11 protein-coding genes and 2 pseudogenes are annotated in these 13822 nt (G+C 37.5%); 8 read left to right on the top strand and 5 right to left on the bottom strand.

Annotated features, from left to right (window positions below):
- Positions 1-68 precede the first annotated feature (68 nt).
- The 4 genes and pseudogenes from hofD to CS889_RS02590 all read left to right on the top strand — a co-directional run bounded on the left by hofD (position 69) and on the right by CS889_RS02590 (position 5218).
- On the top strand, positions 69-1466 hold the full coding sequence (gene hofD, locus CS889_RS02565; RefSeq protein ID WP_089086753.1) for an outer membrane beta-barrel protein HofD: 1398 nt from the start codon (positions 69-71) through the stop codon (positions 1464-1466).
- Positions 1467-1681: 215 nt separating this feature from the next.
- Positions 1682-4243 (top strand): DUF3519 domain-containing protein, encoded by a 2562-nt coding sequence (locus CS889_RS02580; protein ID WP_462674952.1) that lies wholly within the window; start codon positions 1682-1684, stop codon positions 4241-4243.
- Between the two features lie 9 nt (positions 4244-4252).
- Positions 4253-4674 (top strand): annotated as a pseudogene (locus tag CS889_RS02585) (RipA family octameric membrane protein).
- Positions 4671-5218 (top strand): annotated as a pseudogene (locus CS889_RS02590) (hypothetical protein). Before CS889_RS02585 ends, CS889_RS02590 begins: the two co-directional pseudogenes overlap by 4 nt.
- A gap of 239 nt (positions 5219-5457) precedes the next feature.
- On the opposite strand, the gene CS889_RS02595 reads toward CS889_RS02590, so the two are convergent.
- The 3 genes from CS889_RS02595 to CS889_RS02610 all read right to left on the bottom strand — a co-directional run bounded on the left by CS889_RS02595 (position 5458) and on the right by CS889_RS02610 (position 7901).
- Positions 5458-6594, bottom strand: a complete 1137-nt coding sequence (locus CS889_RS02595; RefSeq protein WP_000461999.1) for a potassium channel family protein — start codon at positions 6592-6594, stop codon at positions 5458-5460.
- Between the two features lie 186 nt (positions 6595-6780).
- Positions 6781-6969, bottom strand: a complete 189-nt coding sequence (rpmB, locus tag CS889_RS02605; protein ID WP_001118998.1) for a 50S ribosomal protein L28 — start codon at positions 6967-6969, stop codon at positions 6781-6783.
- Positions 6970-7061: 92 nt separating this feature from the next.
- Positions 7062-7901, bottom strand: a complete 840-nt coding sequence (locus CS889_RS02610; RefSeq protein ID WP_089086759.1) for an HpaA family protein — start codon at positions 7899-7901, stop codon at positions 7062-7064.
- A gap of 130 nt (positions 7902-8031) precedes the next feature.
- Here CS889_RS02610 and mraY point away from each other — a divergent pair, with 130 nt between their 5' ends.
- Both mraY and murD read left to right on the top strand, forming a co-directional pair.
- Complete coding sequence (gene mraY, locus CS889_RS02615; protein ID WP_089087378.1) at positions 8032-9093, top strand: phospho-N-acetylmuramoyl-pentapeptide-transferase; 1062 nt, start codon at positions 8032-8034, stop codon at positions 9091-9093.
- Between the two features lies 1 nt (position 9094).
- Positions 9095-10363 (top strand): UDP-N-acetylmuramoyl-L-alanine--D-glutamate ligase, encoded by a 1269-nt coding sequence (gene murD, locus CS889_RS02620; RefSeq protein ID WP_089086760.1) that lies wholly within the window; start codon positions 9095-9097, stop codon positions 10361-10363.
- Here the strand turns inward: murD and CS889_RS02625 are convergent.
- The gene (locus CS889_RS02625) at positions 10360-10620 is read right to left on the bottom strand and encodes an HP0495 family protein (protein WP_089086761.1); all 261 of its coding nucleotides are present in this window, start codon (positions 10618-10620) and stop codon (positions 10360-10362) included. The genes murD and CS889_RS02625 overlap by 4 nt on opposite strands.
- A complete protein-coding gene (locus CS889_RS02630) occupies positions 10610-10918 on the bottom strand; it encodes an acyl-CoA thioesterase YbgC (protein WP_089086762.1) in 309 nt (102 codons plus the stop codon). The genes CS889_RS02625 and CS889_RS02630 overlap by 11 nt, the downstream gene beginning before the upstream one ends.
- A 232-nt stretch (positions 10919-11150) precedes the next feature.
- Between CS889_RS02630 and CS889_RS02635 the strand changes: the two genes are divergently transcribed.
- On the top strand, positions 11151-12479 hold the full coding sequence (locus tag CS889_RS02635; RefSeq protein WP_000526620.1) for a sodium-dependent transporter: 1329 nt from the start codon (positions 11151-11153) through the stop codon (positions 12477-12479).
- Between the two features lie 10 nt (positions 12480-12489).
- The gene (locus CS889_RS02640) at positions 12490-13818 is read left to right on the top strand and encodes a sodium-dependent transporter (RefSeq protein WP_089086763.1); all 1329 of its coding nucleotides are present in this window, start codon (positions 12490-12492) and stop codon (positions 13816-13818) included.
- Positions 13819-13822 lie beyond the last annotated feature (4 nt).

The raw sequence follows: 13822 nt of genomic DNA on the forward strand, positions 1-13822 counted from the left end.
AGTTCCCCTATTCTCTTAGATATGCCTTTTTTTGTATTTTTATTTTAATATCTTTGGGAGTTAGGGTTTTGGAAATTAAGAAATATTTTCTTTACGCTCTATTTTTTTTGCTTTTTTCTGGTCTTTTTTTATCCAAACTTCAAGCTTATAAATTTAACATGAGTATTGTTGGAAAGGTGAGCAGCTATACTAAGTTTGGCTTTAACAACCAAAGATACCAGCCCTCCAAAGACATTTATCCTACAGGTAGTTACACTTCTTTACTCGGCGAATTGAATTTGAGCATGGGGTTATACAAGGGCTTGAGGGCGGAAGTGGGGGCGATGATGGCAGCACTTCCCTATGACTCTACCGCCTATCAAGGCAATAATATCCCTAATGGTCAGCCCGGCTCTAGGACCGATCCTTTTGGTGCGGGTATCTTTTGGCAATACATTGGCTGGTATGCAGGGCATAGCGGTTTAAACGTGCAAAAACCTCGTTTGGCTATGGTGCATAACGCTTTTTTGAGCTACAACTACAAGAAAGACAAATTCAGTTTTGGCGTGAAAGGGGGGCGCTATGATGCTGAAGAGTATGATTGGTTCACTTCTTACACTCAAGGGGTTGAAGGCTTTGTCAAATACAAAGACACCAGGTTAAGGGTGATGTATTCAGACGCTAGGGCTTCAGCGTCAAGCGACTGGTTTTGGTATTTCGGGCGTTACTATACAAGCGGTAAGGCTCTAATGGTGGCTGATTTAAAATACGAAAAAGACAATCTAAAAATCAACCCTTATTTTTATGCGATCTTTCAAAGAATGTATGCGCCAGGCATTAATATCACTTACGACACCAACCCTAATTTCAACAATAAGGGCTTTCGTTTTGTAGGCACTTTCGTGGGGTTTTTCCCCATTTTTGCTACTCCGGCTAATCAAAACGATATTATCCTCTTCCAACAAGTGCCGTTAGGAAAGAGCGGGCAAACTTATTTTTTCCGCACCCGTTTTTATTATAACAAGTGGCAATTTGGGGGTAGCGTCTATAAAAATATCGGTAACGCTAATGGTGATATAGGTATTTATGGGGACCCTTTGGGGTATAACATTTGGACGAATAGTATTTATGACGCAGAAATTAACAATATTGTTGGCGCTGATGTTATTAACGGGTTTTTATATGTAGGCTCACAATATAGAGGGTTTAGTTGGAAAATTTTAGGCCGTTGGACGGATAGCCCAAGGGCTGATGAAAGGAGTCTCGCGCTCTTTTTGAGTTATTTTTCTAATAAGTATAATATTAGAATGGATTTAAAACTAGAATATTATGGCAATATCACCAAAAAAGGCTATTGTATTGGGTATTGTGGCATGTATGTTCCAGTCGATCCTAATGGGCCTGGCACGCAACCTTTAACGCACAATGTGTATTCTGACCGAAGCCATATCATGTTTAACATCACTTATGGTTTTAGGATGTACTAGCCTTTTATCCTTAATGGATATTTTTGATTAGTCTTTTTAAAATATTAAAAGGCTTCACTCCAATCAAATATCAATACTCAAAAAGCCTTATTTAATTTTATTATTCAATATTTAATACACTAGAACAAAACACCACACCTACGCAGTTTTTAAACAAATTGAACGAGTTTAAAAACGATGTTTTTACTACACCCAAAGCTAAAGAATACATTGACATAGCGAGCGGATTTCATAAGCTTTTTAAAAACGACGCTAAGATCGCTGAAAGCCTAAAACCCGCTATTACGAAAAACTTGAGCCAAGGGTTAGCGACCACTTTGAGCGGAGCGTTAAAATACCAGTGGACTAAATTCACGCTAGGGACTTTATACCGCAACGCGCCCGATCGCATTTTAGGGATTAAACTCCCCAAAGCCTTGAATGAAGCCACCGCAGGCGCGGCCTTAAAGTATCACCTAAAAAGAGCGTTAGAAAGAAGCCACTCTATAAGCGATTTTAGTAAGAATTTAGAATTGAGCGCCAAAAACGCTAAATTTAGCAACAACACGCTTAAAATCATTGAAGAGCTTACTAACGGAATCAAGCAAGCCAGCGAAGAAATCAAAGAAAAAGCGTTTGATTTTTCTAATAAAAAACTCACTAACGAGCAAATCAAAGAGCTATTAAATAACGCAGAAATCCCTACAAGCGGGAGAGACGCTATCACTTTTGGAGTGAATAACCTAAACCCTGAAATGGTTGAATTCCTGCACAAAAACAACAAAAAAATGATTATAGAAAAAGCCTCTAACAAAGAATTAGAACTTTTAAAAGACGCTAACTTTAAACACCCTGAAAACATAAGATCGAGTTTAGATCATGATGCTATCGCTCACATACTCAAAAGGCATGGCGTTAATTCTGTCAATGTTAAAAATGGAGAAAGCCCTATCACTTACGAGGATATAGCGAATTATAGATATATCGTTAATAACGCTGATGCCATTCTTAGGACTATAGACAAATACAATCAAGAAGCTATCACGGCGTTTAAACAAATTAACGGCTATACGGTAGTGGTAGAGCAAGCGGTCAATAAGAAAAATGAATTAGTTTTAAAAACGATGTATAAGAACAATGGGAGTTATAAAAATAATGATGTTTATAAAGAATTTTCAAGCACCTCACTCAACGCTAATGCGAAGGTGCCCCATGGGTTGAGTTCCCATGGTGGTGCTACAGATAATCCTACACCAAAACCGCTAAATAGTCAAGAGGATTTATTAAAAAGAACAGAAAATTCAAACGAAACCACACCAAAACCTACAAATTTATCCCCACTAGAGCAAGCCAACGCCGAAAAGTTAGCGAAGTTAGAAAGCGAAGCCAAAGAAAGCGAACAGGAATTTTTAAAAGCTAAAGAGCAAGAATTAAAGCGTAAAGAAGCGTTAAAAAAGAAATTAGAACACGAGCGAGGGAATGCGGGCAATATTGAAAGCCAGACTAAAATAGAAGTAGGAGAAGATATACCCGCATCAATCCAAGCGCAGATCCCCAAAAGCCGAGTGAGGTTGAACGAACGAGAGATTTACGATCTGGATTATGCGATCGTGAAAGCTAAAGATCTAAAACCAAGCTTTACCACAGGCGGGGCACAAAAGAGAACGGACATGAACGAAGAACAGATTAAAAGCATAGCGGAGGATTTTGATCCTAAAAAGATATTTGGGAGCGGAGGTTTTGAGGATTTACCAATCATTCTACATGATGGGCAAGTGATCGCAGGGAACCACCGCATCCAAGGCATGCTAAACTTCACGCCAAAAAGCAGATACATTTACAACAAAGCGATCAAGGAATACTATCATATAGACTTAGCGCCGGACGAATTGTTAGTAAGAGTGCCAAACAAGCGCCTAGACAACACCGAGATCAACAATTTAGCGGCTTCAAGCAATCAAGGACGCTTTAACAGCGAGAGCGATCATGCAATAGCGGTTTTAAGCCATTACGAAGCGAAATTGAAAGAATTAGAAAAGAAATTAGACGCTGATAGCATCTACTCCTTAAAAAACATCGTCGCTAAAAACCTTAATTTTGACAAAGCCACCCACCCTAATGTGGGCGATAGTAATTTAGCGCTTTTAATGTTCAACATGCCAAGGACTAAAACGCAAGGGATAGAATTACTCAACCGCTGGCAAAAAGAGTTTTCTAACGACATTAAAAGCTATGAAAAGGTTAAAAAAATGTTTGTAGATAACGCCGGAAGCTTTCACAATCTCATCCACGACATGAACTTCCCTAACGTGAGTTTAAACGCTTATTTAAGCGATATTATGGATCGCAGTTTTGCCAATTTAAAGAATTACCCAAGCACGAGCGAGAGCTTGAAAGACTTGAGCGAGAAATTCTATAAAACGAGTTCTTTAGACATGTTTGAAAAGAGCGATCAAAGCGCGAGCGATATCAGCGAGATTTTAGGAGGTGCGATCGCGCGATTTGCGAGGTTTGATGATCCTTCTAAGGCGTTATTTGAAGCGTTAAAGAGTGATAACATTAAAAAAGGCTTGAAAGAGTTTAAAATAGCAGATATTACCAAAGACATGTTTAACCCTGATAGTAAGGAATTTAAGGACATTGACATTTACGACTTCACGCATTACCTTTTAATGGTCAATAGAGAGCCGAATGAAAACAATCCCGTATTAAACCGCTTAGTTCAAGCCGTTAAAGACATGCAAAAAGAAAGCGAGAAAGGGATAAAAAAACAAAAACTTGAAAAAGTCAAGGAGTAAATTAAAAAAATGAAAGAAATGAAACCATTTGACATTATCTTAGAAGCGAGAAGGATACTTGATAAACGCATCAAAACGCTTTTACTTTTTTTCTGGTCTTAATATGGTGTGTTTGGGCGTGAGTTTTACCAATAAGCCTCATTTGTGGCTTTGGTTTTTAGTGGTAGGTTGTTATTTAGTTTATGAGTGGCAAAAGAAACAGAAAGATTTTCAAAAAGCTAAAAGTTTGAAATTTGACAGCGTTAGCGAATTAGAAAAGGATTTGAACATGGAAGTAACTAATGATGAATGGGATACCATTAAAAAACTTAATAAAAAGTTAAAAATGTTTTTTAATGTATGCTTTTTATGTTTTTTTATTAATGAGTTATCTCATTGTGGGGGTGCGCGTTACTCTCTCTCTTATAGATAATCATGGAGTGTTAAAATGAATTACCCTAATTTGCCTAATAGCGCGCTAGAAATAACCGAGCAGCCTGGAGTGAAAGAAATCACTAACGAGCTTTTAAAGCAATTACAGAACGCTTTAAAAGGTAATCATCTTTTCACTGAGCAAGTGGAACTGAGCCTTAAAGGGATCGTTAGGATTTTAGAAGTGCTTTTGAGTTTGGATTTTTTCAAGAATGCGAACGAGATTGATAGCAGTTTGAGAAATTCCATTGAGTGGCTGACTAACGCCGGCGAGAGCTTGAAATTAAAAATGAAAGAATACGAGCGCTTTTTCAATGATTTCAATACAAGCATGCACGCTAACGAGCAAGAAGTAACCAACACCTTAAACGCTAACACCGAGAACATCAAAAGCGAAATTAAAAAGCTAGAAAATCAATTGATAGAAGAGGCGAGAATGCTTTTAGAACAAGAAACTCAAAAAAAGCGTTAAGGCTTACAAATGCAACGATGGGACACCAGCCACAGAATAGCTTAAAACATGGTTTGAAAAATTTCAATAATCCTTTGAGTAAAGAGGGCTAAAAGATTTGAATGGGTTAAAATACCAACTTTTATTGGCTTATGGGCGTTAGAAAATAAGCGTCAAATCCATTCAAATTTTGGCTCTGTTCTCATCAAGCATGGATAATTAAAACCTTTTTGACTAAATTCAAGCCCTTTACTATTGATTGTAAAAAATGTTTTTAGCATTTTTTAGATTTTATTATCCATATTTGATGAGATCCAAGCCTTTTTTATTTTATAAAAAGGGCTGTGTGAGATCACAATGAAATGTAATCCACTTCTTTTGGTTTTTGGTGGCTAGTAATGAGTTGCTTACAGGTCGCAACGCCTTCTGAAGTGCCAACCATCAATAGCTTGGATTCGCTTGCAATAATCGTTTCCCCATCGGGCATGGGGATGTATTTGCCATCTTTTTGAGTGATACCAATCACAAAGGCTTTAGCGATCTCTCTAAAATGGGCTTCTTTTAATTTCCTTAACACAAGCCAGCTGGTTTTAGGGACAATCACTTCTTCTAAGTCTAAAAGCGTGTCTTTTTTATTGATAAAACGCTCTAAGATATTTTCCATATCCGGACGCACCGCCATCGCGCTCACCCTTTGAGCCATAAGCTTTGTAGGGGAAACCACCATATCAGCCCCCAATTTTTTTAATTTTTCTAAGCCTTCATCGCTGTGCGCGCTCGCAATGATGTAGTAAGGTTTGCGTTTTAATTCCTTTTCAAACAAGCGCACGCTCACCATTAACGCCACATTCACCGGTAAAATCTTAGACAACGCCACAACGCCCCTAGCGCTGCTCAAGTGGGTTTTTAGCATGGCTAAATTGGTGTGCGGATCGCCTATGATATAGTAGGGGTATTTGTGCTTAATGGCTTCTTCTTCAAAACTAGGGTCATTATCCACGACCACAAAGGGGATTTGAGCGGAGCGGAACTGCTTGCTCAATTCAATGGTGTATTCATTGTGGTAACAAATCACATAATGATCCTTAAGGCGCGCGATTTTATAAATCATACCTTTCTCCTTAATCAATCTGGTAAGCGTGCCTTTATTGACCACGCTAACTAAAATAGCCACGCTAAAAGCAATAATTCCCGTCCCACAAAACATTAAAATGGAAGTTAAAAAAATACTTATAGGCCCAAACTGGCTTTCATTTAAAGCGCCAAACCCTGTAGCTGTCATGGTGTAAGTCGTTTGAAAGAAAGCTTGCATAAGGCTATAATTTTCTAGGGCGAAGTATCCTAGAGTGCCTAAAAGCACGAGCAATTGGATTAAAATAAGCGGGAGTCTAAAGACCTTAAATTGCTCATAGATTTCAGAATTTAAATTGACTTCTGGTTGATTTTCATCGTCTTTTTTGATTTTAAAAAATTTCAACTTTTCAAACAAAACCAATTCCTAGATCAAAATAAATTCTTTTGAAAGCATTTGCTTCTAAGTTTGATCAAAACGCTAAACCTAATTTAGGCTGTGTTTTAATCTCAAAAAGAAGTTTAGATTTAAGGGGAGTTTTAAAAAGGTTATCAAAAACACCAAAACCACCCCTACAATCAAAATGGATAGAAATTCTAAAAACTAAGCCCCTTTACGCATGGTTCTTAAAGTGGAAGCAGCCACTTTAATGCGTTTGGTCGTGCCGTCGTCTAATTGGATCTTAATCGATCGCAAGTTAGGGAGCAAGCGGCGCTTGTTTTTGTTGTTCGCATGACTGACATGATTGCCTATCATAGGCCCTTTGAAAGTTAAAGCGCATCTTTTTGCCATTGTGTATCCTTAAATATTGAAATAAAATTTGCATTATACTTAAAATAACCTTTAAAAAGACTGATTTTAAAACAAATTTTTAAATTATTTGTTTAAAAGCCCTTTTTTTGAGAGACAGGGGTTTTAAACCCTTTCATTTTATCAATCGCTTCTTTGTATTGAGAAATATTTTTTTCCGTCAATTCCGTTACGGCTTTTTTCATGATTGAAGCGTATATTTTGTTTAAAATCTGATGGATCGCATCCTGTTTATTGTTCTCTAAACCGGTGAAAAGATTGTTTTTAAGATTAAACCCTAAAGAATGGTTATTGTTATAAGCATGCACAATTGCTTGAAAATCTCCTAACCCCACCTTAAAATCATAAATCACACGATAACTTTCTGGCTCATAAAAACTAAACCACACAGAGCCTGAACTTTGAGCGGTGAGGGCGTTTGCGTTATTGGGATCTTTTAAAAGGAGTTTCAAATCTTCTAAAACGCCCACCCAGCCTTTCACATCTAAAACGGCAAAAAGCTTTCTTTTATCCTGCGGAGTTAAAGCGCTTTCATCTTTAAAAAAGAGCGTTTGATAGCCTCTTTTTTCAAAAATAGCTTGGATTTGATGCCTTAAAGCATCTTGGAATAAAGCGCTATAAGGCTTTAGATTATCACTCATTTGAATGCGTGGCGCTAAAATACCGATCAAACGATAATTTTGTGCGGCTTGAGCCACATGCAAGGAGTAGTTAAAATGGAATGGCGTTACTTTTTGGGTGGTTTGAATTTTTTCATTAACTTGAATGGGTTTTTCTTGTTGGTTTTGGGGTTTTACTTCAGCAACTGATTTAATCGCACAACCAACCAACGCACCTGAAAGCCCCAAAGCGATTAGCACTTTAAAACAAAGTTTTTGAGAAAAAAATAAACGCTTGAAAAAGAAACAATTCATTGAAACACTCCCAAAGATTAAGTTATAGCGTGATTATACTTTAACTCATGCTGATTTTAAGCGAGCCAATTTGCGCTACAATTTTCTTTTTTCTAATTTCAAGCATGGCGATTTTACCACAAGGGATTTTATGCTCTATTCTTTACTATATGGCTATTTCAATATCAATCTTTTCCAGTATTTGACTTTTAGAGCAGGGTTAGGGTTTTTCATAGCCTTTTTCCTCACGCTTTTTTTAATGCCTAGATTCATTCTATGGGCCAAGGCTAAAAAGGCTAACCAGCCCATTTCTAGCTTCGTGCCAAGCCACCAGAATAAAAAGGATACCCCTACGATGGGGGGGATTGTGTTTGTTTTTGCAACCATTGTTGCGAGCGTGTTGTGCGCGTCTTTGAGCAATCTTTATGTGTTGTTAGGGATAATCGTGTTAGTGGGCTTTAGTTTTGTGGGTTTTAGAGACGATTACACTAAAATCAACCAGCAAAGCAACGCCGGGATGAGCGCGAAAATGAAATTTGGCATGCTTTTTATCCTTTCGCTTATAGTGTCTGTTTTATTGAGTCTTAAGGGGTTGGACACTTTTTTATACGCGCCTTTTTTGAAAAACCCCTTGTTTGAAATGCCCACGATGTTAGCGGTTGGTTTTTGGGTGTTGGTTTTTTTATCCACGAGCAATGCGGTGAATTTAACCGACGGCTTAGACGGCTTAGCGAGTGTGCCTAGCATTTTCACCCTCTTAAGCCTTTCTATCTTTGTGTATGTGGCAGGGAATGCGGAATTTTCTAAATACTTACTTTATCCTAAAGTCATAGATGTGGGGGAATTGTTTGTGATTTCGCTAGCGTTAGTGGGATCGCTCTTTGGCTTTTTGTGGTATAACTGCAACCCGGCAAGCGTGTTTATGGGCGATAGCGGGAGTTTGGCTTTAGGAGGGTTTATCGCTTATAACGCTATTGTTTCGCATAATGAAATCTTACTCGTTTTAATGGGGTCTATTTTTGTAATAGAAACTTTGTCTGTGATCTTGCAAGTAGGGAGTTATAAAACCCGTAAAAAACGCCTTTTTTTAATGGCGCCCATCCATCATCATTTTGAGCAAAAGGGTTGGGCAGAAAATAAGGTGATCGTGCGTTTTTGGATCATTTCTATGCTGAGTAATTTAGTCGCTCTTTTAAGCTTGAAGGTGCGTTAAAATGAAAATCTCTTTATTGGGGCATGGAAAAACCACTCTAGCCCTAGCGCGTTTTTTTAAAAAAAACCATAATGAAGTCAAATTTTTTGATGATAAATTCCATTCATTCCATAAGGATAGCGAGGGTTTTCTTTGTTATCCCAGTAAGGATTTTAACCCTAATAATTCCCAACTAGAGATAGTCAGTCCGGGCATTAGTTTCACGCACCCTTTAGTCATGAAAGCCAAGCATTTAATGAGCGAATACGATTATATTGATAGCTTGTTTGATCATTCTTTCACGCCTACGATGATAAGCATTAGCGGCACTAATGGTAAAACCACCACGACAGAAATGCTCACTGCGCTTTTAGAAGATTTTAAGGCTGTGAGTGGGGGGAATATCGGCACGCCCTTGATTGAATTGTTTGAAAAGCAATCGCCCTTGTGGGTGTTAGAAACAAGCTCTTTTTCTTTGCATTACACTAACAAGGCTTACCCTTTAATCTACTTGCTCATCAATGTGGAAGCCGATCATTTGACTTGGCATTGCAATTTTGAAAATTATTTGAACGCTAAACTCAAGGTTCTAACATTGATGCCTAAAACTTCGCTCGCTATCCTCCCTTTAAAATTCAAAGAACACCCTATTATTCAAAACTCGCAAGCGCAAAAAATCTTTTTTGATCACAGCGAAGAGGTTTTAGAACGTTTAGAAATCCCTTCTAACGCTCTTTTTTTTAAGGGAGCGTTTTTATTAGACGCTGCCTTAGCCCTTTTAGTTTATGAGCAATTTTTAAAAATAAAGAATTTAAAATGGCAAGATTATAGAGAAAACGCCCTTAAAAGACTGAACGCTTTTAAAATCGGCTCGCATAAAATGGAAGAATTTAGGGATAAAGAAGGGCGTTTGTGGGTAGATGACAGCAAGGCCACGAACATTGATGCCACCTTACAAGCCCTAAAAACCTTTAAGAATCAAAAAATCCATTTGATTGTAGGGGGCGATATTAAAGGAGTTAATTTAACCCCCCTTTTTGAAGAGTTTAAAAACTATAAAATAAGCCTTTATGCCATAGGATCAAGCGCTTCTATCGTCCAAGCCTTAGCGTTAGAATTTAATGTTTCTTGTCAGGTTTGTTTGAAATTAGAAAAAGCGGTTCAAGAAATTAAAAGCGTTTTATTGCAAAATGAAATCGCTTTGCTTTCACCCAGCGCGGCCAGTTTGGATCAATTTTCTTCGTATAAAGAAAGAGGTGAAAAATTCAAGGCGTTTGTTTTAAAAGATTAAAGCGCATGCACCACAACCTCTAATTGTGAGATTTTTTGAAAAATTTCGTTCCGTTCTGCTTCGTTTGAAACTTCCATAGAAACATTAAAGCTATAAAATTTAGCGTTTTTAGAAGTGTTTTTGAATTCCAATTTAAAGGGGCGTTGGTAGGTTTCTAAAAGCTTTTTTAATGTGCTTGTATCGTTAGTGGTCATAATCACCCTATAATCCCAAAGACAAGGGTAAATAATAGTGGGTTTTTCTGAATCAGACGGCACTAAGAAGCTCCTTAAACAATTTAGGAATGGCAATAGGGCTGTATGTAGAGCGGTTGACAAAGCCAAACTTGATTTCTGAAGCAAAGACTTTAAAAGGCTTCATAGGCTCTAAAGAAGCGTTTTGGATGCAATAAATTTCTTGAAAAAGCACCACAAAAACCTTTCTTAATTCTTTAATTTGCGTTCTTATTTCTAAGACTTGTCCCAAACTCGCAGGGGTAAAAAAATCCGCTTTGATAGAGCGGATGACAAACACGCCTTCAGAGTCGGTATCTTCGTAATATACCCTACAGCGCATTAATTCCCCTTACTTAAATAATGAAACTTTCTTAAAATTATACAATATGTAACTTAACTATAGTATAATCTAGGGGCGTTGCTTTATAATTTTTTAGGTATTTTTGAAAGTAGGTTTTTTCTTAAATCTTAGGGTTTTTAAAGATTTCAAAAAACTAATACAGCAATAGTTGGGCGATTAAGGACATAGCTCCTTAATTTTAATCATTGACAAGGAGTTTGGTAGTTAGGATATGGGTAATCATTTTTCTAAATTAGGATTTGTTTTAGCGGCTTTAGGGAGCGCGATAGGTTTAGGGCATATCTGGCGCTTCCCCTATATGACTGGGGTGAGTGGTGGGGGTGCTTTTGTTTTATTATTTTTATTTTTATCCTTAAGCGTTGGTGCGGCGATGTTTATCGCTGAAATGCTATTAGGACAAAGCACGCAAAAAAATGTAACAGAAGCTTTTAAAGAGCTTGACATTAACCCTAAAAAACGCTGGAAATACGCAGGGCTTTTGCTTATTTCTGGACCTTTAATACTGACTTTTTATGGCACTATTTTAGGCTGGGTGCTTTATTATTTGGTGAGTGTTAGTTTTAATTTGCCTAACAATATCCAAGAATCTGAACAAATTTTTACTCAAACTTTGCAGTCTATAGGGTTACAATCCATAGGACTTTTTAGCGTTTTATTCATAACCGGATGGATTGTTTCTAGGGGGATTAAAGAAGGCATTGAAAAACTCAATTTGGTTTTAATGCCCTTACTCTTTGCCACTTTTTTTGGTTTGCTTTTTTATGCGATGAGCATGGATTCTTTTTCTAAAGCTTTCCATTTCATGTTTGATTTCAAGCCAAAAGATTTGACTTCTCAAGTGTTCACTTATTCCTTGGGGCAGGTTTTCTTTTCTTTAAGCATCGGTTTAGGGATCAATATCACTTATGCTGCGGTTACGGATAAAACGCAGAATTTGCTTAAAAGCACGATTTGGGTGGTTTTATCAGGGATTTTAATTTCTCTTGTGGCAGGGCTTATGATTTTCACTTTTGTGTTTGAATACGGGGCGAATGTCTCGCAAGGCACAGGGTTAATTTTCACTTCTTTACCGGTGGTTTTTGGCCAAATGGGAGCGATAGGCGTTCTTGTTTCAATTCTTTTCTTGCTCGCGCTCGCTTTTGCTGGCATCACTTCTACGGTGGCTTTATTAGAGCCAAGCGTGATGTATCTTACCGAAAAGTATCAATACTCTCGTTTTAAGGTTACTTGGGGTCTTGTAGCGTTGATTTTTATCGTAGGCGTGGTGTTGATTTTCTCGCTCCATAAGGATTATAAAGATTACCTCACTTTCTTTGAAAAAAGTCTTTTTGATTGGTTGGATTTTGCCTCAAGCACCATTATCATGCCTTTAGGCGGGATGGCAACCTTTATTTTTATGGGCTGGGTTTTGAAAAAAGAAAAATTGCGTCTCTTGAGCGCGCACTTTTTAGGTCCTAAATTGTTTGCAACTTGGTATTTCTTGCTTAAATACATCACCCCTTTAATTGTGTTTTCCATTTGGTTGAGCAAGATTTATTAAAATATTTGGCATGGGAAAATTTTCTAAATTAGGCTTTATTTTAGCCACTTTGGGTAGCTCTATCGGTTTAGGGCATATTTGGCGCTTTCCTTATATGGTTGGCCATAATGGGGGGAGTGCGTTTGTGCTTTTATATCTGGTGCTAACCTTGAGTTTAGGCATTGCTATGCTTTTAGTGGAAATGCTGATTGGGAATTTGGGTAAAAAAGATGTTGTTTCTAATTATCAAATCTTAGATCCTAAAAGGAAAAAATATTACCCTTTCACTTCTTTTTTTATTTTAGGCGGCCCTCTCATTCTATCCTTTTATGCGGTGGTGTTAGGCTGGGTGCTTTACTATCTTTTTGTAGTAACTTTTGATTTGCCTAAAGATTTAGAGCAGGCTAAAATGCAATTTAGCATGCTTCAAAATGGCAGTTTAATTTGGCCTGTTATTGGCTTTAGTGCATGTTTATTGCCGACAATATGGTTTGTTTCTAGGGGGATTGAAGAAGGGATTGAAAAATTAAATGTCGTGCTTATGCCCTTATTGTTTGTGATTTTTATAGGGCTTTTAATTTATGCGATGACTTTAGAAAGCATGCCTAAGGCTTTGCGCTTTTTATTTAATTTTGAGATTCAAAAGATTGATTTTAAGGTTGTGATGGACGCTTTAGGGCAGATGTTCTTTTCTTTGAGTTTGGGGGTAGGCACGATCATTACTTATTCAGCTTTCACGCCTAAAAAAGAAAATCTATTCAAAAGCTCTTTATTTATTGTCTTGCCCGGTATTTTAATCTCTTTGATTGCTGGGGTGATGATTTTCACCTTTGTGTTTGAATACCATGCAGATGTGTCTCAAGGGCCAGGGCTTGTTTTTATTTCCTTACCTTTGACTTTCGCTAAAATGGGAATAAGCGGACAGATTGTATCGCTTTTTTTCTTTATAGCACTTGTTTTTGCCGGGATCACTTCTACGGTTTCTTTGATAGAGCCTTTAGTGCTTTATCTCATTAATCGTTTTAATTTTTCGCGCACTCAAGCGTCGCTATGGATAGGGATTGTTGTGTATGTTTTAGGCGTTTTAGTCATTCTTTCTATGAATGAACGATACGCTAAGTTTTTGAGCTTCGCTCATAAGAGCGTGTTCGGGTGGCTGGATTTCATCACTTCTTCGTTTTTAATGCCCTTGGGAGGCTTGTTTTCAGTCTTATTTGTGGGGTGGGTTTTAAATAAAAAGCGCTCTTTTTTAGCCACGAAGCACTTCTTTAATATAAGCGCCTTTAAAGCGTGGCATTTTAGCGTTCGTTTTATCGCGCCTGTAGTGATTTTAGCGATTTTCATCTTGCAATTTAAGTGAAATA

This window comes from Helicobacter pylori, assembly GCF_900120335.1.
GTDB lineage: Bacteria > Campylobacterota > Campylobacteria > Campylobacterales > Helicobacteraceae > Helicobacter > Helicobacter pylori_BU.